The organism is Flavobacterium sp. GW823-FHT04A11 (assembly GCF_058796535.1).
The window spans coordinates 3,649,517-3,671,917 of the sequence record NZ_CM179503.1; the positions used below are offsets into that span (position 1 = coordinate 3,649,517).

Sequence of the window (22,401 nt, forward strand, 5' to 3'; positions counted from 1 at the left end):
GTAATATTTTGAATTAGTAAGCACTTATTAAAAAAATAGATATAGATGCACGTTGCATTCACTTAACTTCGGTGAGAAAGTTAAGTGAAGCTAATCCCTAAATGAAGGGGCATGTTTAGTGATAAATATGCTTGTTGAAAATTTCTGTTTTAATTAATAAAGCTGCTGCTATTTTCAAAATAGAACGTAGAAGAATGTAATGCAGCGTTACAAAATTAATTGTTATTGAAATTGTTAAAATCAAAAGGCATGATATTTATTTATCGTGCCTTTTTTGTGAATTGCTTTTTTAGTTCAAAACGTAAATTTTTATATTAAATGCATAAAAAAGACATATTTTTTTTAATATGTGTTTTTAATTGACAAAATTTATGAATTAAATAATTTTAAGAATACGTCGAGATTTAATACATTTATAAAAAAATTCCAAAAACATATGAGTTATTATAAAATTGAAAATTTAGAACAATATTTTAAACATTACAATAAGTCAATAAGGGAACCAAGGAAGTTTTGGGGGAAGATCGCTGAGGAAAATTTCACCTGGTACCAACAATGGGATAAAGTAGTAGATTTTAATATGGCTGAAGCCGAAGTAAAATGGTTTACTGAAGCAAAAGTTAACATTACCAAAAATTGCATCGACAGGCACTTAAGCAAAAGAGGAGAAAAAACGGCTATTATTTTTGAACCGAATGATCCTTCTGAAGAGGCTTTGCATATAACTTACAACGAATTATACGAAAGAGTATCAAGAATGGCGAATGTTTTGAGAGATCAGGGCGTTCGTAAAGGAGATCGTGTTTGTATATATTTACCAATGATTCCGGAATTGGCAGTTGCCGTTTTGGCCTGCGCCAGAATTGGAGCAATTCACTCTGTAATTTTTGCAGGATTTTCAGCATCAGCTGTTACAGCAAGAATTAACGATTGTGAATGTAAAATGGTTATCACGTCTGACGGCGGATACAGAGGAAATAAAACAATCGACCTTAAAGGAATTGTTGATGAAGCCTTAGATACCTGCCCAACTGTTTCAAAAGTTTTGGTTGTAAAAAGAACCAACACAGAAATTAAAATGAAAGACGGCCGTGACGTTTGGTTGCAGCCACTATTAGATGCTGCAATAGACAATAGCGTAGCAGAAATTATGGACGCCGAAGATCCTTTGTTTATTTTATATACATCAGGTTCTACAGGAAAACCAAAAGGAATGGTTCATACTACAGCTGGTTATATGGTTTATACAGCTTATACTTTTAAAAATGTTTTCAGCCACGAAGAAAATGATATTTTCTGGTGTACTGCAGATATTGGCTGGATTACCGGTCACTCTTATATATTATACGGACCGTTATTAAATGGAGGAACAACCGTAATTTTTGAAGGAGTTCCGTCTTATCCTGATTTCAGTCGTTTTTGGGATATTATCGAAAAACATAAAATCACACAATTCTATACAGCGCCAACAGCAATTCGTTCATTAGCAAAAGAAAGCTTAGATTATATTCAAAAATATCCTCTAAAATCTCTAAAAGTTATTGGATCTGTTGGAGAACCAATTAATGAAGAAGCCTGGCACTGGTTCAATGACCACGTTGGAGATAAAAGATGTCCGGTGGTTGATACCTGGTGGCAGACAGAAACAGGTGGAATCATGATTTCGCCAATTGCTTTTGTAACGCCAACAAAACCAACATACGCAACTTTACCATTACCGGGAATTCAGCCTGTTTTGATGGATGAAAAACGCAATGAAATCGAAGGAAATCAAGTTGTTGGAAGTTTATGTATTAAATTTCCTTGGCCTGGAATTGCCAGAACTATCTGGGGAGATCACCAGCGTTATAAAGACACTTATTTCTCTTCTTTCCCTGGGAAATATTTTACAGGAGACGGAGCTTTAAGAGACGAAGTTGGATATTACAGAATCACGGGTAGGGTTGATGACGTTGTAATTGTTTCTGGTCATAATTTAGGAACAGCGCCTATCGAAGATGCTATCAATGAACATCCTGCAGTTGCAGAATCTGCGATTGTTGGTTTCCCACACGATATAAAAGGAAATGCTTTATATGGTTATGTAATTTTGAAAGAAACCGGAGAAGTTAGAAATAAGGAGAATCTGTCTAGAGAGATCAACCAATATATTTCTGATCACATTGGGCCAATTGCGAAATTAGATAAAATTCAGTTTGTTTCTGGTTTACCTAAAACACGTTCCGGAAAAATCATGCGTAGAATTTTACGTAAAATTGCCGAAGGAGATTTTTCTAATTTTGGAGATACTTCAACTTTATTAAATCCTGAAATTGTAGAAGAGATTCAAAAAGAAAGAATTTCTTAATTCTGATAGAAATAAAAAATAAAAATGCCTCTTAAAAATTTTAAGAGGCATTTTTTATTTAATTAATAATGAAGTTGAACTTTGTTGTCAGGCTGAGCGAAGTCGAAGCCCGTCATGCAGAATCACTATGGATAGGCTTCGACTTCGCTCAGCCTGACAAATAATTGCATTATTTTTATCTGTTCTTTTCAAAGATTTTAACTTATATTCCTTATATAACTTATATGGTCGAAAAAGACGCAATTATTTAATCCCCAATCTGGATTTTAATTTCAAAAATAAAAGTGCAATTCTGTACGCATCTTCAGAAGAAGAATTTCTGTCGCTTTTTGGAATTTTAAAAATTTCGCATAAATCGTCTAATGAAAATTGTTTGTCATTAATATCCGTTAATTTACGGTACATCATATCAACATCCAAAGCTTCATTTTTCAATCTTCCGCAATCCAGACGTTCCAAAGCACTGTTGAGCATTTCAATATCAAAATTAATATGATGTCCAACTAAAATTGCATTCCCAAGAAAATTAATAAAAGCTTCCATAGCGGCCGGCTCTTCCATTTTTATCATTTTACTTTCAATGATAAATTCGTTAGAAAGACCATTATCATGCAGGAATTTGTATTGCAGCAAAACAGATTCAAAACTGTCTTTTATTACAATACTGTCATCAATAATCGAAAAAGCTCCTAAAGATAAAATTACGTCCTTATTAGGATTAAGACCAGAGGTTTCGGTTGATAAAACAACAAATCTGTTAGGCTTTGTCTCGAATTTGGTCAAATAATCCTTCCAAAATTCAGGATGTTCTTTATTAATATTTTTAATCCAGTCTAACATACTTATGAAAATTGCGTAAGTTGAAATTTATTCTTGATCAATTCCTCAAGATCTTTCATTGGTGTTAAAGCATTTTTTAATTTTTCTCTGTCTGTTTTTGACATTTCCTTAATGCTGAGATACTGTCCTGAATCATCATTTTTTAATCCTTCAATAGTTCTAAATTTTGATAATGTCAGAAAAGCTTCGGCACAACTTAAATATATCTCTGCATTTTTTGAATCTGTAATAGCTAATTGCTTGAATCTCAAATAAGTATTCTGAATTCCTTTTATATTAGAATTTAGAATCAACAAACGAGCGCCATCAATTAACGGCATCAAAGCGCGGGTTTTAATATCAAATTTTCCTTTTTGCGGACCTTCTTCTTCCAAAATGAATTTTTTGAAAAAGCTTAAAGGAGAATTTCTTTTTAAAGCATCATTTCCTAAAAAGTCAAAGAATAAAGTATTGTTAACTGCATTCTTAAAAATAACACTTTCTATTGCTTCTTCAATTTTTGGCTCACCAAAAACGATCTCATAATCAAAGAAAATACTACTTAAATCATTACTGTTTTCACCTGGAGTATTCATCCAGCTGTTATATTGTTTTGTCCAGTCAGTCAATGACTTACACCAAAGCATGTTGCTTCCCATATGTCCGTTTGGACAAAGTTCGTAGCCTACTTTTTCTAATATGGCAGTTGTTCTTTTTGCCAGTCTTAAAAAATAATCTTTTACGTCTCTGTATTTCTCCGGAGTAACATCTTCAAAAACCAAAATACTATCCTGATCCGTTAGTAAAAGCTGTTCTTTACGTCCTTGACTTCCAATACTTAACCATGCAAATCGAGCAGGAGGTGAGCCTAAATCCAAAATAGACAACTCTACCGCACGTTTTATTATGGCCAAATTGATTTCGCTGGCAATATTACTGACATGCGAAAGCGGAATATTTTTTTGAAGCGAATTCTGAATCAAATCAGATAAACGATCTCGTATTTGTTTTAAATCTTTAGGAAGTTGTGAACGCTTGATTTCTTTAATCAAAACCCCGGGATTACTGGCCTGAGCAACAATTAAATCGTGTTCAGAAATAATTCCCTTAACGGCAGATTTACTTGTACCGTCCTTAGTAACGCATAAATGAGTTACATTATGTTTTAGCATCAATAATTGTGCTTCGGCAAGAGAAACATTTTCTAATACGGTCACAACAGGCGATGACATGATTTTGTCAATCGTTTCTGTAATAGGATAGCGGCCTGTTGCAATTTTAGAAGATAAATCGGCGTCTGTAACAATACCAATCGGGTGATTTTTCTCCGTAACCACGATATTGTCAACCATTGATTCGGTCATTAAAATAGCCACATCTTTTACAATGCGGTTTGCTTCTGTTTTTAATGGCGAATTATTGTAGGTAAGTGACTGTAAATATTGCATTTCTGACTGCTGATCTACATAAAATGAAGTCTCAGAAATCATTTTTCCATTAGAACTTGAATTGTCTTTGGTGTGTCTGGAATTGACAGCAAAATTTTCAAGCAGGAAATTTAAAACATCAGAATTATTCGCTACAAAAGGTCTGAAAACAGCAATAGGAATAGCATAAATAATACTTTCTTCACGTGCTTTTGCAGTCATCATATAGTTATTTTTGGCAAAAAACGGACGTAAACCAAAAATATTTCCTTCGTGGCATTTATTAATTATAGTTTCTTCGGCATCTGCAATTGTAGTCAAATTTACAACACCCGAAGCCACAACATAAAAACTATCATGCAAAGGATCGTTATTTTCAAACAATACGGCGTGTTTCTCTAAATTGATAACACGAATATTGGTTGCAATCTCAGCTAATTCTTGAAAACTTATGTTATTAAACGGCGGATATTCTTTTAAAAAATCTGCAATATGCTCAGCAATTGTATTCATATGGTTGATAATTTTTTTTAAAGTTATCGTATGTAAAAATAATAAAATAAACTCTTACAATGAAGCATCTGGATTAGAATATGTTGATTATAAAGAAAAGACAGTTTTTTATCCTTTTAAAACGTTATAAACGTATTATGTGTTTTTTAATCGTTTAATTTTTAAATTATTTTCTGAAGAATATTGAAGGAAGCAAAGAGAATCAGTCAATTCAGAATAGTAATGCATTGCGGCAAACAATTGATAAAGAGTAGTTTTTCAAAAAGTCTATTTTACATAATATAAATTATAGTTCAAAATATGTTTGGCTTAATCACACCGTTATTCATATACTTTCGTCAGAATTGTTTCTTTTGGAACTAAATCTCCACCGCCACGTTTAATGAATTGTAAAACTTGATCATTTGCAAAAAGAACTGCGCTTGCAGAACCATTTTTACTTTTGATATTAATTTGCGCTTTTTCACCAAGTACAAAAACGTTTCCGGTAACTTCCATAACACCGGTTACAAATTTTGGATCATTGCTTGTAATTTCTGCAGTTCCAAATATTTTATTGTTTGATTGCGCCAGATTTAATTTTAAAATATATTCTTTGCTGCAGCTCTTGCAATTTTCAGTGCTCCAGGTTCCTGTAAATAAATTTGTTTGAGAATACGTTGAAAAAGAAATAAATATAAGCAGCAGAAAAATATTTTTCATCAGATTAAAATTTTAAAGGAAATTGTGTTTCAAATATAAAATAAAAAAAGCACCATATAAAATGGTGCTTTCCGTATAATTCTAAAAATTATTAGATTTTAGTCTGGTAAACAGATTTTCCATTTAATGAAACATCAATTAAACCAGTTCTTTCGGTAAATGTTGTTCTTAAAACACTTCCTTTAAAAAGCGAAACGTCTCCGTAAACTTTTCCAGTTTCGTCTGAAACATATTCAAACAATAATTTTTTGTTATCTGGTTCAATTCCAAGTTTGTAGCTTGAAAATTTAGTTCCTTTTAAATCAAATTGTTGTTGTGAATCTATGATTTTTCCATCTGCATAAAAGTTTGTAATCGTTTTGCTCAAAGTGATGTCCGGATAATATTCGTTAACTTTTTGAAGCAAAGCATATTGCGCTACATTAGCATCTTCTTGTTTTGAATTAATAGTTTGTGCAAATGAAATTGTTGTAAAAATAAGAGCTAAAAGTAATGTGAATTTTTTCATAAATTTAAATTTAATGGTTAATGTTTTAAAATAATTTTTAAAACTTACATAATATCCATTTTTTGCATAAAATGCGATTATTATATGTATGAAGGTACTAAATATTTATCTTTGCACGAAATAAAAAGCAATCTTTTAAGAAAATGACAACAAAAAAATATATTCAGCTTATCCTTATTTTGGGTTCTTTAACGGCTCTTGGTCCTTTTTCAATCGATATGTATTTACCTGGTTTTTCAGGTATTGCAAAAGATTTACATACAACTGTCGCCAAAGTTTCGATGAGTTTGTCTAGTTATTTTATTGGAATTTCTGCCGGACAATTGCTTTATGGTCCTTTATTAGATCGCTTCGGTCGCAAAAAACCTTTATTTATTGGTTTAATGGTTTATATTTTAGCTTCTTTAGGTTGTGTTTACGTGGCTGATATTGATTCTTTTATCTTCCTGCGTTTTATTCAGGCTATCGGAAGCTGTGCTGCAACTGTAGCTTCTGTGGCAATGGTTCGTGATTTATTTCCAGTAAAAGATATTCCGAAAGTTTTTTCCTTATTAATGCTTGTGCTTGGACTTTCGCCAATGTTAGCGCCAACAATTGGTGGTTATATTACCGAAGATTATGGCTGGCACACCGTATTTTTTATCCTAATGTGTATGGGAATCGCTATTTTAATCGCCTCACAAGTTGGTTTGCCAAATAGTTATAAACCGGATACTTCCATTTCATTAAAACCAAAACCTATTATTTCTAACTTTCTTAAAGTATTGAAAGAGCCTCAATTTTACACGTATGCTTTTACAGGTTCTATCGCTTTTTCAGGTTTATTTACTTATGTAGCGGCCTCTCCTATCATTTTTATGGATATTTATCATGTTGATGCTAAAACCTATGGTTGGATTTTTGCTTTTATGTCGGTAAGTTTTATTGGTTCAAGTCAATTAAATTCTGTTTTATTAAAGAGATTTTCAAGCGAACAAATGATTTTTGCAGCGCTTATTTTGCAATCTGTTATTAGTATTGTTTTCTTATTGTTGTCGTTAAACAATCTTTTAGGATTATACGAAACGATTACAATGTTATTCTTATTTTTAGGTTGTTTGGGAATCTCAAATCCAAATACAGCCGGACTTACAATGGCGCCGTTTGCTAAAAATGCGGGAAGTGCTTCAGCATTAATGGGCGCAATTCAGTTAGGATTAGGAGCTTTGGCATCTTTTGCAGTTGGAGTTTTCGTTAAAGATTCTGTAGCGCCAATGGTTCTTATTATGACATCAACTACAATTATTGCATTTATAGTTTTAAATATCGGCAAACGTTTTATCAAAGAAAAAGTAGAAGTTTCTTCTGAAGAAGATGTTTTGGTTGGACATTAGAAATAAAATTCCAATCCCAAAACCTGGGGATAAATTTCAAATTCCAATGGTAAACCCGACAGGTTTTTAAAACCTGTCGGGTTTACTTTTAAGAACGAAATGACAAAAAGCCTTATAAATAAAAAAGCCAAAATCTTAGTTTTGGCTTTTTTATTGGAATTTGGAATTTTAAAAATTGAAATTTAAAAAATTCTATTGTCTCTTTTCTGGTCTGATAATCATTCTAAGAGATTGATCACTTGCGAAATAGGCTACCATCCAGTTGTAAAAAGTATTCAATCTGTTTCTGTAAGTTATCAAAGATATCAGGTGAATAAACAGCCAGATAATCCAGGCAAAAAATCCTTTGAAATGCCATTTTGGACTTGGTAAATCTACAACAGCTTTATTTTTTCCAATAATCGCCATAGAACCTTTGTCATTGTAAACAAACGGTTTAAGAGGTTTATTTTTAACCATTGCTTTAAAATTTTTGGCTAAATTTAATCCTTGCTGAATCGCTACCTGCGCCACTTGCGGATGTCCGTCAGGGAAATTTTTATCTCCCGCCTGAATTGCAGTGTCACCAATAGCATAAATATTTTCAAGTCCGTTTACTTTATTATACTGATCCGTTGCCATACGACGACCACGTCCATAACTTTCTTTTGGAATTCCTTCAAAAATCTTAGCAGAAACTCCCGCAGCCCAAATTAAATTTTTGGTTTTAATCGTATCTCCGTTTTCAAAATGCACTGTATCATCAACATAATCAACAACTCTGGTATTTAGTTTAACCACAACGCCCAGTTTTGTCAGCGCTTCAAGTGTATCTTTTTGAGATTCCTTACTCATTGGCGCCAGTAAAGCATCTCCTCCATCTACTAAATAAACATTACTTGCAGAAGTTTCTAACTCCGGATATTCTTTAAGCAGAATGTTTTTGCGCATTTCGGCAAACATTCCCGAAACTTCAACTCCAGTTGGTCCGCCTCCTGCAACTACAATCGTTAATAATTTACGGCGCTTGCGAATATCTTTTGTAATAGCTGCTTTTTCAAGATTCTTAAGCAGCGCATTTCGCATTTCGATGGCATCATTTAAGGTTTTCATCGGAATTGCGTTTTTCATTACGTTTTCCATACCAAAATAACTCGTTTCTGCACCAGTGGCAAAAACAAGATAATCGTATGTCAATTCACCATTATTTAAAATTATTTTATTTTCGGCCGGAACTACAGAAAGTAATTCTCCAAGACGAAACTGTAAATTCTTTTTACCGGCAAAAAACTTTCTGAAAGGATAACTAATGCTTGATGGTTCTAAAAAAGCAGTAGCAACTTGATATATAAGTGGAGGAAAGAAATTATAATTGTTTTTATCTACAAGCGTAACTTGTATTTCAGGTTGGTTAACAAGCTCTTTTGCAAGATTTATTCCTGCAAAACCGCCTCCTATGATGACTATATTCATATATATTATTTATTTAAGTAGGATTTGTGATTAAAACTATTTCTGCCTATAGCAGTTGTATAAATTTAACATTATAATTCCACATACAAAAACCAATTTTGAGTTTTCTGTTAAAATAATTGTCGAATTAATACGTCAATTTGAGTTTCATCATGAGATCTGTTTGCTCATCGTTTCCTAATTTAAAAATGTGCCTGTCAAATTCAGTAAAACCATTTTTGGTATAAAAACTCAAAGCTCTGAAATTTTCTTCCCAAACACCCAGCCATACATAATCCACATTTTTTTCTTTGGCTATTTCGATAGCTTTGTCATAAAGTAATTGTCCCACTTTTTTGCCATGAAATTCTTTTGAAACATAAATTCGTTCAATTTCAAGCGCTTTTTCATCTTTTAATTCGGTTTGAGATGCTCCGAAATTAATTTTTAAATATCCAATGGGTTCATTGTCAAGAGTAGCGAAGTAAAATTCAGAGTTTTCATCCGTAAGTTCGGCTGTAAGCTTTTCATACGAAAATTTGTTGTCCAGATAAATTTTCATGTTCTCCTCAGAATTTGCTTCTGAAAATGTTTCATAAAAAGTTTGTCTGCCAATTTTTTGTAACTGGTCGATTTCGTTTAAGGAGATTTTTTTTACGATACTATTTGCCATTTCAGGTTGTATTTTTACAGTTCAAATTTTCATTTGCTTATAAAAATACAACATAAATTAGCTAAATAGATTGCTCTAAATATTACTTTTTGAATTTTTTAACAGGCTTTTCTGTTACTTCAACTTTGTTTTGCAGAACATAATTTGCCATCAGTTTTTCAATCAGTTCATCTTTAGTTAAATGATGAAAAACTGTTTTTACATTTGTTTTTAAATCTGCTGAAAGATCGTGATTTGGTTTAGTTTTGAAGATTTGTTTTGCCCATAAAAGCATATTATTTTCTTCTAAACTTACTGCAGATGGTTTTTGGAATTTAGTAAATTTAATTCCTAATTCTTTTTCAAATTCCGGAATTTCAACTGTTTCTTCTTCCTGAAGAACCGTTAAAGAAAGTCCCTTTGCTCCTGCCCTCGCCGTTCTTCCACTTCTGTGAACGTAGTTTTCGTAAGTATCCGGCAAGTGATAATTGACAACATACGAGATTTCTTTAACATCTATTCCTCTCGCAGCCAAATCTGTAGCAACAAGAATATTAATATGTCCTTCACGAAACTGCTCCATGATTCTGTCACGAATTCCCTGAGACAAACTGCCGTGAAGTGCTCCTGATGAAAAACGATTTATAGCCAGATTTTTGGCCAGTTTATTGACTGCAGCTTTAGTTTTGCAGAAAATAATACCGCGTTCGCCATCTTTTGAATTTAAAAAATGCATTAAAACATCCAGTTTTTCAATAGGATCAACCACAATATATTCGTGATCAATTCCTTGGTTACCAACAGTTTCCATATTGGCGCTAATCTGAACTACATTTTTATCTAAATAATTCTGAATCAATTGTTTAATTGTTCCCGGCAAAGTGGCAGAAAACAATAAAGTGCGGTGTTTTCTAGGAAGTTCAGCGACAATTTCGTCCAGACTTTCTTTTAAGATCGAAACCATTTCATCGGCTTCGTCTAAAACTAAATATTGCGTTTGTTTTAAATCAACCGCTTTACGCTGAATTAAATCGATCAAACGTCCCGGTGTTGCTACAACTATATGTGTAGGTTGTGTAAGACGCTCAATTTGAGGTTTTATTGGGATTCCTCCACAAGTTGAAGCAATAGAAATATTCGGAATATGTTTTCCAAAATCTTCTAAATTTCTAAATATTTGCTGTCCAAGTTCTCTGGTTGGCACCAAAATTACGGTCTGGACAACTGCTATTTCTGTATTAATTAATTGCAATAAAGGCAATCCGAAAGCGGCAGTTTTTCCCGTTCCCGTCTTAGCTAAACCTACAACATCATGGCTTTCAGATAAAAGCAGCGGAATTGTTTTTTGTTGAATTTCTGTTGGTTCAACAATGTTCAACTCGCTTAGAGCTTTTAAAATTGGTGCTGAAACTCCTAATGCTGAAAATTGTTTAGACATGCGTTTTATTTTGTTTTTATTGTTTTTTTTTGTTTCAGGTTTCATGTTGCAGAAATCTACAAGCAACTGAAACCTGAAACCTGAAACTTTTTAACCCTTTTCGAATCAATCCGGTTCGTTCATGATTTTTTCACGGTATTTTTTACCGATTAAAAGGGTCATGTTCTTTTTATAATCGTCAACCAGCCATTCGCGGTAGTTTTTACTGCATTGGCTCAAACATTTTGCATAACGTTTGATACGGCATTCGATATCGTCATCAAGTTCTTTTCCTAATGATTTTGCTTCCTGTAATGTTTCAGTATTGTCAACACACATAGATGCATGTTGTTCTAATGACTTGTCTAATACTATTTTAGAACGTAAATTTTGTTTGATTGCTAATTTATGTTCTTCATCAACATCAAAAGTAACTTCGGCAGTTTTACTGAATTTAGCGCGCAATTCAGGTGGCATACTGTATTTAAAATACATTTCAATTTCAGTATCATCACGTAAATTCTCCAAATAAAATTCAGGTGATTTAAAGATGTGTTGCCAGTTTACAGGTTCGCTCCATAAACCAAAACGAGCTGCATTATTACCTAAATCGATTACTGTAAACTCGTCTTTACCAGGTAATTTACGAGATCCGCGGCCAATCATTTGATAATATAATGTCAGTGATTTTGTTGCTCTGTTTAAGATAATTGTCTCAACAGTAGGCTCATCAAAACCAGTTGTCAAAATTCCAACCGAAGTTAAAATTGCATCCGGAGTTTTCTTAAACCACGCCAAAATATCTTTACGTTCTTCAGAACTGCTTGTGTTATCAAGGTGTCTGATGTCGTAACCGGCTTCTCTAAAAGTTTCATATACATATAATGACGTATGAATACCGTTGTTGAAAATCAGTGTTTTTTTGCCTAAAGAACGCTCTGTATATGCATGTAGTAATTTTTCCTGCATGATGGTATTCGTATACAAATCATCTGATGATTTTACGGTATAATCACCGTTGATACCCACTTTTAAAGATGTTAATCCAACATCATAACTATAGGTTGTAGCACGAGCCAAAAATCCTTTGTCAATCAACGAGCTAATCGTGTCTCCCACAATAAGTTCATCATAACTCTGGTGCATTGGTAATTTTATATTCGAACTCAAAGGTGTAGCTGTTACTCCAAGAATAAAAGCATTTTTGAATGAGTTTAATAATTTTCTAAAGGAATTGTAATGCGCCTCATCAATAATAACCAAACCAATATTGTCAAGATGCAATTTCTCGTCATTGATACGGTTTTTCAACGTTTCAACCATCGCCACAAAACAAGAATAATCGTTTTGATCCGGCAATTCCTTAACTTTACTATTGATAATTTTGTTTGAAACACCAAAACCTTTCAGCATTTTTGAAGTTTGCTTACAAAGTTCGATACGGTGCGTTAAAACGACTACTTTTTTGTCATTATTGGCTAAATAACGACGCACGATTTCAGAAAAAATTACAGTTTTTCCTCCACCGGTAGGTAATTGATACAATAAATGATGTTGAGCTGGAGCATTATCTAAACGTTCAAAAATGGCGTCAATATCGCCTTTTTGGTATGCATAAAGTTCTTTTTTCTCTTCTCTTTCTATTTCTAAAGTGTTTTGAGACATTGTTTATTTTTGGATTTTTGCAAAAATACACCTAAAAAACAGTTATCCATCTTATTTTAACGTAAAATAAATGATTTTTTTTAATAAGATTTTTTATGGGAAATGCTTTTATAACCCACTTTTATCTAAAATAGTCTCAAAATCATACTTATTCTTCCATTTTTGTTGAATAGTTTCTTGTTGAACAGCAATTATTCTTGCTTTAAATTCATTCGAAATTCCGTTTGAAATAATAAAATTTAACGCTTGCTCAAAAGAATTATATATGCTTTTGTAAAACAATTCCTGCTTTATGAAGTTGTTCGATGAGAAAGTTTGTGCGATTTCGATGTTATAAAGCATCAAATCAGCAATAATGAACGAATCAACACCTAAAGAAATAAAATGTTTGATGATTTTTTGCGCAACAGATCTTCGCATTTTGGCTTTTGGACGCCATTTTGCATTTGGCTTTTTTACGGGAAAATATTCGTGGGAAATTTTGACTTTGGATTCCTGCAAAAGTTTATCTTCTTTCGGATTAAAAGCAAAATCGTAATACACTTTTACGGGACTAAATTTTTCATACAATTCGATAATTTGTTCTTCGAGTTGTTCCTTATTTAAATCTGCTAAATATTTTTTTAAATCGCGCTTGCTCATTATCAAAGTTTAAGAATACAAAGTTAAATTACTTTTGCGATTCATACTCTAAAATCAACCATAATACTTAATTTTACCCGTTTAAATTAAAAAACCAACTATATGCTCAAGATTTTTAAGGTTACCGCAATTCTGGAAGGAATCTCTTATTTAGTTTTATTCGCCAATATGCTTATTATCAAAACAAACAATCCTGAACTTTATCATACCATTTTACGACCTTTAGGAATGACGCATGGCGTATTATTTATTGGATATATCGTTCTGGCATTTTTACTTAAAAAATCTCAAAACTGGGATTTAAAAACTTTTGCAATCATACTTATTGCTTCTCTTATTCCGTTTGGAACTTTCTATATTGAGAAAAAATATTTAGAGAAAAATGCTTAAGCCTTTGGACAAAATATTTAACTTTTTATATCCGCTTTTCCGAGATTGGGGAATGAGCCGCAATTTTGCGTCTTACATTAGCCTTGTCTTTAATATTGCCATTATGGTGGCTTTGGCGTATGCTATTTATTATGTTGCCAAATTTGTTTTGGTTACGATGACGGCAATTTTTGCGCAGCGCACCAAAACCAAATTTGATGACTATTTAGTTCACAATAAAACCACAAAATACACCGCTTATTTAATTCCGTTTTTCTTTATTTATAAAGCTGTTCCCATCATTTTAGATAAATACGAATATTGGGAAGGTCTTTTTGGAAAAATCGTAGGCGTTTATATTGTTTTGATCACACTATGGATTATCAGAACCATATTTAATTCCCTTAGAGATTATTTAAAACAAAAACCGGAATACAGCGACAAACCTATTGATAGTTTCGTTCAGGTAATTATGATTGTGCTCTGGATTTTTGGTGTCGCACTTATTATTTCGACTTTGTTCGGAATCAAGAAAGGCGAATTGCTGACTATTTTAGGAACACTTTCGGCAATTATTATCTTGATTTTCAGAGATACAATTTTAGGATTTGTTTCGAGTGTTCAGGTTGCCATAAACGATATGGTGCGCATTGGCGACTGGATTACAATGGATAAATTTGGAGCTGATGGAGATGTTATCGAAATTAATTTAACGACCGTAAAAGTTCGAAATTTCGATAATACCATCACTACGATTCCAACCTATGCGCTGAGTTCAGACTCGTTCCAGAACTGGCGCGGTATGCAAAAATCAGACGGAAGACGTATTAAAAGACATATTCTGATTAAAAGCAGCAGTATTCGTTTTCTGAATAATGATGATTTAAATCACATGAAAAAAGTACAGCTTATTTCGTCTTACATTGAAACCAGACAAGCGGAGATTGAGAAATACAACATTTTGCAGGGCATTGATAAATCATTATCATTAAACGGGCGAAACATGACCAATTTAGGTTTGTTCCGAAAATATATTATGCAGTATTTGGTAACGCATCCCGGATTAAATAAAGACATGCATATCATGTGCCGCCAGCTGCAATCGAGTCAATACGGAGTTCCGTTAGAGATTTATGCTTTTTCGAGTGACAAACGCTGGGCAAATTATGAATATATAATGTCTGATATTTTTGATCACGTTATGGCTTCGGTTATTTATTTTGATCTGGAAATTTTTGAATTACCGTCGACAATAGGGCCGTTGAATTAAGTTTTCAGTCTCAGTTTTCAGTCTCAGTTCAACTGAAAACTGAGACTGTGACTGCGACTGAAAACTATTCCTTCTTCACTTCTTCAAAAACAAATTTTGGATCTTTATAACTTAATGTTCCATCAATAAAACACGGGAGATTAAAATAAGTTCCAATAACGCCATTTCCTAAAAACAGTTTATTTTCTTTTTTAAGTAAGGCTAAAGGAACTCTTTTCCAGCTTCCTCCGTTAGAGATATAATGAAAATCGCCTCTCAAAGTGTCACCTTTAATATCTCCCCTTACATCTCCGGAATCTTTGCCAATTTTGTAATACGATATTTCATAACGTCCATAAAAACGTTTGTCGTTGATGTCGATTGTTAAAACCGCAGTATCTTTTCCTTTTACAGCCTTGTAGACAACATGATTGTATTTGCTTTTGTCTTCTTTGGAATTACAGGAAATCATTACACTTATAATTAAACACAGAAACAGTAAAGATTTTAGATTCATTGATTTCTTTTTTGAACCGTATAACTTGCTATAAGTCATTTAAAATTAAAACTTAAATTTTCTTATATAACTTATGCGGTAAAATTAATTTTGCATTGTAATTTTTCCTAAATTTAAATAAAAAACATGGCAGATAGAGACACTTTTTTAAAAGAATTCAGAGGCGAAACTTTAGGAACTGTAAGTGCTCAATCTTCACCAGATGAGTTATTTCAAAATCAGACTATTAGGCCTATTTTAAAACTCCAAAATGATTTGTTCGTAGCGGTTTTTATCAACTATGTAAAGAAAAACAAAGCCGATTTTTATTCGTACTCAGTCGAAAAGAAATTACAGACAATCGAAAATTCCATTCAAAAAGATATTAAGTTTCGAAATTCATTAAAAGGGATTGTAATGGCACTTTTTACCATTGAAGAATACGATACGTACATCCAAAATTCTTCCAGCCTGAACAAACGAATGATGAATTTATTGATTGATCGTTTGAAAAGCCAGGTACAGTTGTTTGAGTTGGAGTCTAATTCGAATTAGTTTTCTAAATGAAAATAAAAATTATTCAAGATAAAAAGCAAAGTTTGTTTGTTTATAATAATGATGAACTTTTATTTTATTCGAAGATAAAATTCAACTGGAATAACAGAATTATATCGATTTATAATCAGAATGATATTTTACTTTTAGAGGTAGAATATAAAATGACTTTTATAAATACTTATTATAAAATTTTATTCCAGAATGAATTGGTAACAGATAATATTTCTGAAATAACAGATACAAGAATAATCTTTGGTTGTGATAATAGATTATATACAAAACAAGATTATTTTATTTCGATTCAGGGAAATTTTTCCTACTATTTTAAAGAAGTCAAAATTTCTCAATTAAAACAGAAATCATGGATTTCTAAACCGAAGATGTCATTAAATATAAATGATGAAAATCTAGAGTTTCTAAATCCGGTAATTTTTCATATTTTGGCTATTAGGGCAGGAAATAATTCCGATTAGAAAATAATGCAAAATTCTAGAATAAATAAATGTTTAAACAATTCCGAAATAAATTTCCCTTAACCGATGAAAAATGGATCGAATACACTAACCATTTCAATCGTATTGAAGTTCCTGCAAAAACAACTCTTTTAGAAGAAGGAGAAATTTCAAAAAAGCTTTTTATCATTGAAAAAGGCTGCATCAGAGTTTGGTTTAATAACAGCGGAAAAGATCTTACGACGCAGTTTTTCTTCGAAAATCAAAGTGTGGCTTCCATCGAAAGTTTTATGAAAAAAATCCCAAGTCCGGTGTTTATAGAAACCATCGAACCTTCTGTAATTTGGTGGATTTCTAAAAAAGATATGGATAAAATTCTGGAAGAAATTAAGGAAATTCCAGAATTGAGAGATCGTTTAATCGATATGCTTTTTCAACGAACATTCGATTATATGAAATATTTCGTTTCATTTATAAAAGACTCACCTACTCAGCGTTATCTTAATTTAATTGAAGAAAGACCTCACGTAATTCAACGTGTTCCACAACATTATATTGCTTCCTATCTTGGTGTAACTACTGTTCATTTAAGCCGGATAAAAAGTAAATTATTACAAAACAAATAATCATTTCACCGTATAAGTGATTTAAGCTTTGACTTATAATTTCTTATATAACTAATATGGTGAAAAAAAAGCATTTGATAACAAATGTTATCGTCGTCCCATAAACTGGTCTCTAACTTTGCATCATAAAATTAATAATTATGAAAGCAGCAGTAGTTTATAAAAAAGGCGAAATGCCAAAATATGCAGATTTTGCAGCACCAATTGCACAAAACGAAAACCAAATTGTAATGTCGGTAAAAGCCGTTGCGATTACCAATCTTGATAAAGGAAAAGCGAGCGGAGCACATTATTCTTCTGAAAATGATAGTCCAAATGGTTTTGTAGTGGGAAGTGATGGAATAGGCTTATTAGAAGACGAAACCAGAGTTTATGCCCGCGGAATCAGTGGGACAATGGCAGAAAAAGCACTTATCGATAAAAATATTTTTGTACCACTTCCGGACGGAATTAGTAATGCCGTGGCAGCTTCTTTACCTAATGCAGTTGCAGGTTCAGCGATGGCTTTGAAATTTAGAGCCGGAATAAAACCAGGAGAAACGGTCTTGATAAACGGCGCAACAGGTTTTACGGGTCAAATCGCGATTCAGATTGCAAAACATTATGGTGCGAAGAAAATTATCGTGACCGGAAGAAATGAAAAAACACTTCAAAGTCTTTTAGTATTAGGTGCTGACGAAGTGATTTCGCTAAAGCAAAATGATGAAGATTTTATTTCGCAATTAAAAGAAATTCACTCCAATACACCAATAGATATTATTCTGGATTATTTGTGGGGACATCCTGCAGAATTAATTCTCTCGGTTTTAAAAGGAAATGGTTCTTTTACCAATAAGGTCAGATATGTAACAATTGGCGGAATGGCAGGTGATACAATTTCTCTTTCCTCAGGGATTTTAAGAAGCGTAAATCTGCAATTATCCGGTTCAGGTTTAGGCAGCTGGACAAAAGAAGAAGTCAAATTATTGTTTTCAGAAATTCTTCCGGAAATGTTTCTTTTAGCTTCTCAAAACAAATTAAAAGTCAATATCGAAGAAGTGAGTATCGTTGATATTGAAAAAATGTGGAATGCAGAAGTTTCAGATGGAAAAAGGTTGGTGGTTGTTTTTGATTGAAGTTGCTAAGGTTCTGAGATTCTAAGATTCTAAGTTTTTCTATAGAAACTTAATTTTAAACACATAGAAACATAGATTTTATATTTTGTCGAAAGAATACAAAAAGAAACTAGTTTCTAACATATAGCTATGTTTTTTTAAAATAAGTGAAACGCCTTTATGGAGTTTTTGAATCTATGTTTCTATGTGTTTAAATTAAAAGTTGCTAAGATTTTAAGTTTATAAGTTTTTCTCTAAAAACATACATTCAAAATCTTAGCAACTAAGCGCCTCAGTAACTTAGAAGCTTATATTTAATATCTCAGCAGCTCCAAAAGAACTTCTTCAAAACGATTTTTAGGTAAAAACTGATCTTCAAGGGCTTTTGTAAACGGAATTGGCGAATCTAAACTTGCGACTCTTTTTACCGGAGCATCCAAATATTCGAAACATTCTTCCATAATCATGGCAGAAATATCGCTTGCAATTCCGCCAAACAAAGTATCTTCCTGATATATAATTACTTTTCCGGTTTTTTTAACCGATGTAAAAATAGTTTCGGTATCCAAAGGCTGTAGAGTTCTTAAATCGATTAAATCAGCTTCTATTTCAGGATTATTGGCTAAGGTTTCCAAAGCCCAGTGAACCGGTGCTCCAAAAGCAATAATCGTAACTGATTTTCCTTCTTTTAACAAAGCTGCTTTTCCTAACGGAATTGTATAATAATCTATCGGAACATCCTGATAAACACTTCTGTATAATTGTTTATGCTCAAAAAACAAAACCGGATTCGGGTCGTTGATTGAAGTATTCAATAATCCTTTTGCATCATACGGAAAAGCCGGATAAACCACTTTTAAACCCGGAGTTTTAGTAAACCAGGCTTCGTTTGTCTGCGAGTGAAAAGGTCCCGCCTGAGTTCCGCCGCCGCAAGGCATACGAACCACAACATCAGCTTTTTCGCCCCAGCGATAATGAGATTTTGCCAGTAAATTTACAATTGGATTAAAACCGGTTGAAACAAAATCAGCAAATTGCATTTCGACAACCGCTTTATAACCATTTATGGATAAACCCATTCCGGCAGAAACCACCGCGCTTTCACAAATTGGCGTATTTCGAATACGGTCTTTTCCAAAAAGATCAACAAAACCTTCCGTAATTTTAAAAGCTCCGCCATATTCTGCAATATCCTGACCCATTAAAATAAGATGATAATGCTGTTGCAATGATTGTTCAAGACTGCTTCTGATGGCGTCAATAAAACGAATATTTCTGGTTTCAGATTTTGACTCAACTTCCTTATATTCAAATGGTGCATATACATCATCTAATTCTCCGCTGTAAGTAGGAACAATTTCCGGTTCAGCATTTGCAATGGCTAAATGTTCGTCGATTTCCTGTTTAATTTCGGCTCTTAAGGTTTCGTCATATTCTTCCGTAAGAACGCCTTCTTTCAGCAAAAACATTCTGTAATTATCAACAGGATCTTTTGCTGCCCATTCCTTCATAATTTCTTCGGGAACATATTTTGTACCACTCGCCTCTTCATGACCACGCATTCTAAAAGTCTTAAATTCCAGTAAAACCGGATGTGGATCTTCCTGCATGTGTGCTTTTAGCTGTAATATTTTATGGTAGACTTCGAGGATATTGTTTCCATCAATAATATAACTTTCCATGCCATAACCTACGCCTTTATCGGCAAGGTTTTCGCATAAATATTGTTCGTTTGTTGGTGTTGAAAGTCCGTAGCCGTTGTTTTCGATTACAAACATTACAGGTAATTTCCAAACTGCGGCAATATTTAGGGCTTCATGAAAATCACCTTCGCTCGTGGCGCCTTCACCGGTAAAAACGGCTGTAACTTTTTTGTTTTTCTGAAGTTTATCTGCCAGCGCAATTCCGTCTGCGATTCCTAATTGCGGACCCAGATGCGAAATCATTCCAACAATATTATATTCCTGCGTTCCAAAATGAAAACTGCGATCGCGTCCTTTTGTAAAACCATTTGCTTTTCCCTGCCATTGCGAAAAAAGGCGGTGCAACGGAATATTTCTCGTAGTAAAAACACCAAGATTTCTGTGCATTGGCAAAACATATTCTGTTTCATCCAATGCAGCCGTAATTCCCACAGAAATAGCTTCCTGACCTATTCCTGAAAACCATTTTGATACTTTTCCCTGACGAATCAGGATCAGCATTTTTTCTTCTACTAAACGCGGTTTGAGTATTTTTTTATATAAATCTAATAATTGAGTATCTGTTAGGTTTTGTCTGTAAAAGATCATTTGGTTTATTTTTTTTGGTTTCAAATATATAAAAATATAACAATTTTAATGATATTTGTTAAATAAATAACATGTGAGTTCATGAATTTAAGCGTGCTAAATGTAAGTGAAATTGCAATGAATAAAAACTTTTTAATAGAATAATTAATCAATTTGATAAATCATTTAATTAGGTTAAATTATTGCGTTTAAATTCATTTTTTAATTAATTTTTAAAATTCAAAACTAAAATATTATATACCTTTGTTATTGTAAGGATTTACCAATTCTTATTCTTTTTAATAAAAAATGTAAAGTATGCAAAACATTCCTAGTGTAGACTTACGTGATTTCCTTTCGGACGACCCGAAACGTAAACAAAAATTTGTAAATGAAATCGGCAGTGCATTTGAAAACATTGGCTTCGTAGCCCTAAAAGGTCATTTTCTTGATGATCAGTTGGTAGACGAACTTTATGGCGAGATTAGAAAATTTTTCGCTTTGCCAGTAGAAACTAAGCATAATTATGAAATTCCCGGAATTGGCGGTCAAAGAGGTTATGTTTCTTTTGGAAAAGAACATGCTAAAGGACGTAAAGAGGGAGATTTAAAAGAGTTTTGGCATTTTGGACAGTATGTTGACAAAGATTCAAAATACGCTTCAGAATACCCTGAAAATGTTGAAGTTAAAGAGTTGCCACGCTTTAATGCCGTTGGTAAAGAAGCGTACCAAATGCTTGAAAAAACAGGTATTTATGTATTAAGAGCCCTTGCTTTGCATTTAGGTTTGGATGAGTTTTATTTTGATCAGTATGCAAAAGAAGGAAACTCTATTTTAAGACCAATACATTATCCTCCAATTACTTCTGAGCCTGAAAACGCGATTCGCGCCGCTGCTCACGGAGATATTAACCTGATCACGCTTTTAATGGGCGCGCAGGGAAAAGGTTTACAGGTTCAAAATCATGATGGTGAATGGATTGACGCCATTGCCGAAGATGATGAATTGGTAATTAACGTGGGTGATATGTTGTCAAGACATACAAATAACAAATTAAAATCGACTATACATCAGGTAGTTAACCCGCCAAGAGAATTATGGGGAACTTCTCGTTATTCTGTTCCGTTTTTTATGCATCCGGTAAGCGATATGCGCCTGGATTGTTTAGAAAATTGTATTGATGCCGAGAATCCTAAAAAATTCGAAGATATTACAGCAGGAGATTATTTATACGAACGTTTAGTAGACTTAGGTTTAATTAAAAAATAAACGTAAATAAATTCCTCCCGAAGCCTCGGGATTAAAATTCCAAATTCCAAACTATCAATTGGGATTTGGAATTTGATTTTTAAAAACCACAACTATTGTAATTTATTTTTTAGCATAAAAAATTTATGGACTTACAAGATCAATTAAAAAATTTATTTCCGGATCACGTCGAATCAAACGAACCAGAAGAAGTTCAGGAACAGGAACATGTGCTTTATATTCAGAAAGAACCGATGATTTGCAAATTTGAAAAACGAAAAGGAAAAGCTACGACCATAATTGAAGGTTATGAAGGATCTGACGAAGATTTTAAAGTTCTTGCCAAAGAAATTAAAACTAAATTAAGTGTTGGCGGAACTTTTAAAGATGCTTCCATCATCATTCAGGGCGATTATCGCGACAAGATTATGGCGATTTTAAAAGAAAAAGGATTTAAAACAAAACGAGTTGGGGGCTGAAAAAATTTAGATTTGTGATTTTAGATTTTAGATTGTTTTGATCCGTAATATCTAACCACAAAGA

At 32.9% G+C, this 22,401-nt stretch carries 21 protein-coding genes; 10 read left to right on the forward strand and 11 right to left on the reverse strand.

Translation table 11 applies throughout. The features are described from left to right. Positions 1-436: 436 nt before the first annotated feature. A complete protein-coding gene (gene acs, locus AC3QL1_RS15800) occupies positions 437-2,347 on the forward strand; it encodes an acetate--CoA ligase (RefSeq protein WP_492492838.1) in 1,911 nt (636 codons plus the stop codon). A 243-nt stretch (positions 2,348-2,590) separates the two neighbouring features. Here the strand turns inward: acs and AC3QL1_RS15805 are convergent, their stop codons facing one another. The 4 genes from AC3QL1_RS15805 to AC3QL1_RS15820 all read right to left on the reverse strand — a co-directional run bounded on the left by AC3QL1_RS15805 (position 2,591) and on the right by AC3QL1_RS15820 (position 6,316). After that, entirely contained in the window at positions 2,591-3,187 is a 597-nt protein-coding gene (locus tag AC3QL1_RS15805; protein ID WP_492492840.1) for a 3'-5' exonuclease, read from the reverse strand. 2 nt (positions 3,188-3,189) lie between these two features. Next, on the reverse strand, positions 3,190-5,106 hold the full coding sequence (locus tag AC3QL1_RS15810; RefSeq protein ID WP_492492842.1) for a DUF294 nucleotidyltransferase-like domain-containing protein: 1,917 nt from the start codon (positions 5,104-5,106) through the stop codon (positions 3,190-3,192). Positions 5,107-5,427: 321 nt separating this feature from the next. Then, the gene (locus AC3QL1_RS15815; protein WP_492492844.1) at positions 5,428-5,808 is read right to left on the reverse strand and encodes a hypothetical protein; all 381 of its coding nucleotides are present in this window, start codon (positions 5,806-5,808) and stop codon (positions 5,428-5,430) included. A 91-nt stretch (positions 5,809-5,899) separates the two neighbouring features. Beyond that, a complete protein-coding gene (locus AC3QL1_RS15820; protein WP_492492845.1) occupies positions 5,900-6,316 on the reverse strand; it encodes a hypothetical protein in 417 nt (138 codons plus the stop codon). A gap of 143 nt (positions 6,317-6,459) precedes the next feature. On the opposite strand from AC3QL1_RS15820, the gene AC3QL1_RS15825 reads away from it, so the two are divergent. Further along, positions 6,460-7,689, forward strand: a complete 1,230-nt coding sequence (locus AC3QL1_RS15825) for a multidrug effflux MFS transporter (RefSeq protein ID WP_492492847.1) — start codon at positions 6,460-6,462, stop codon at positions 7,687-7,689. A gap of 192 nt (positions 7,690-7,881) precedes the next feature. On the opposite strand, the gene AC3QL1_RS15830 is transcribed toward AC3QL1_RS15825, so the two are convergent. From AC3QL1_RS15830 to AC3QL1_RS15850, 5 genes are all read right to left on the reverse strand, one after another. Next, on the reverse strand, positions 7,882-9,141 hold the full coding sequence (locus AC3QL1_RS15830; protein WP_492492849.1) for an NAD(P)/FAD-dependent oxidoreductase: 1,260 nt from the start codon (positions 9,139-9,141) through the stop codon (positions 7,882-7,884). A gap of 127 nt (positions 9,142-9,268) precedes the next feature. Continuing rightward, a complete protein-coding gene (locus tag AC3QL1_RS15835; RefSeq protein WP_492492851.1) occupies positions 9,269-9,793 on the reverse strand; it encodes a GNAT family N-acetyltransferase in 525 nt (174 codons plus the stop codon). Positions 9,794-9,875: 82 nt separating this feature from the next. After that, entirely contained in the window at positions 9,876-11,210 is a 1,335-nt protein-coding gene (locus AC3QL1_RS15840) for a DEAD/DEAH box helicase (protein ID WP_492492852.1), read from the reverse strand. Between the two features lie 105 nt (positions 11,211-11,315). Next, a complete protein-coding gene (locus tag AC3QL1_RS15845) occupies positions 11,316-12,854 on the reverse strand; it encodes a DEAD/DEAH box helicase (protein ID WP_492492854.1) in 1,539 nt (512 codons plus the stop codon). 108 nt (positions 12,855-12,962) lie between these two features. After that, on the reverse strand, positions 12,963-13,496 hold the full coding sequence (locus AC3QL1_RS15850) for a DUF6155 family protein (RefSeq protein ID WP_492492856.1): 534 nt from the start codon (positions 13,494-13,496) through the stop codon (positions 12,963-12,965). A gap of 102 nt (positions 13,497-13,598) precedes the next feature. Between AC3QL1_RS15850 and AC3QL1_RS15855 the strand changes: the two genes are divergently transcribed. Continuing rightward, positions 13,599-13,886, forward strand: a complete 288-nt coding sequence (locus tag AC3QL1_RS15855) for a DUF3817 domain-containing protein (RefSeq protein ID WP_492492858.1) — start codon at positions 13,599-13,601, stop codon at positions 13,884-13,886. Next, positions 13,879-15,135 (forward strand): mechanosensitive ion channel family protein, encoded by a 1,257-nt coding sequence (locus tag AC3QL1_RS15860; protein ID WP_492492860.1) that lies wholly within the window; start codon positions 13,879-13,881, stop codon positions 15,133-15,135. The genes AC3QL1_RS15855 and AC3QL1_RS15860 overlap by 8 nt, the downstream gene beginning before the upstream one ends. Before the next feature lie 64 nt (positions 15,136-15,199). Here AC3QL1_RS15860 and AC3QL1_RS15865 read toward each other — a convergent pair whose 3' ends face one another. Further along, positions 15,200-15,631 carry a hypothetical protein gene (locus AC3QL1_RS15865; protein ID WP_492492862.1) on the reverse strand — a complete coding sequence of 144 codons (432 nt, stop codon included), beginning with the start codon at positions 15,629-15,631 and terminating at the stop codon, positions 15,200-15,202. A 126-nt stretch (positions 15,632-15,757) separates the two neighbouring features. On the opposite strand from AC3QL1_RS15865, the gene AC3QL1_RS15870 reads away from it, so the two are divergent. From AC3QL1_RS15870 to AC3QL1_RS15885, 4 genes are all read left to right on the forward strand, one after another. Further along, on the forward strand, positions 15,758-16,165 hold the full coding sequence (locus AC3QL1_RS15870; protein ID WP_492492864.1) for a glyoxalase: 408 nt from the start codon (positions 15,758-15,760) through the stop codon (positions 16,163-16,165). A gap of 8 nt (positions 16,166-16,173) precedes the next feature. Further along, a complete protein-coding gene (locus AC3QL1_RS15875; RefSeq protein ID WP_492492866.1) occupies positions 16,174-16,641 on the forward strand; it encodes a hypothetical protein in 468 nt (155 codons plus the stop codon). Positions 16,642-16,670: 29 nt separating this feature from the next. Continuing rightward, positions 16,671-17,246 carry a Crp/Fnr family transcriptional regulator gene (locus AC3QL1_RS15880; protein ID WP_492492868.1) on the forward strand — a complete coding sequence of 192 codons (576 nt, stop codon included), beginning with the start codon at positions 16,671-16,673 and terminating at the stop codon, positions 17,244-17,246. A gap of 140 nt (positions 17,247-17,386) precedes the next feature. Beyond that, a complete protein-coding gene (locus AC3QL1_RS15885; protein ID WP_492492870.1) occupies positions 17,387-18,361 on the forward strand; it encodes a quinone oxidoreductase family protein in 975 nt (324 codons plus the stop codon). Between the two features lie 293 nt (positions 18,362-18,654). Here AC3QL1_RS15885 and AC3QL1_RS15890 read toward each other — a convergent pair whose 3' ends face one another. After that, a complete protein-coding gene (locus tag AC3QL1_RS15890; RefSeq protein ID WP_492492872.1) occupies positions 18,655-20,631 on the reverse strand; it encodes an alpha-ketoacid dehydrogenase subunit alpha/beta in 1,977 nt (658 codons plus the stop codon). A gap of 297 nt (positions 20,632-20,928) precedes the next feature. Here AC3QL1_RS15890 and AC3QL1_RS15895 point away from each other — a divergent pair, with 297 nt between their 5' ends. Beyond that, positions 20,929-21,879 carry an isopenicillin N synthase family dioxygenase gene (locus AC3QL1_RS15895; RefSeq protein ID WP_492492873.1) on the forward strand — a complete coding sequence of 317 codons (951 nt, stop codon included), beginning with the start codon at positions 20,929-20,931 and terminating at the stop codon, positions 21,877-21,879. Positions 21,880-22,004: 125 nt separating this feature from the next. Beyond that, complete coding sequence (locus AC3QL1_RS15900) at positions 22,005-22,337, forward strand: translation initiation factor (RefSeq protein WP_492492875.1); 333 nt, start codon at positions 22,005-22,007, stop codon at positions 22,335-22,337. Positions 22,338-22,401 lie beyond the last annotated feature (64 nt).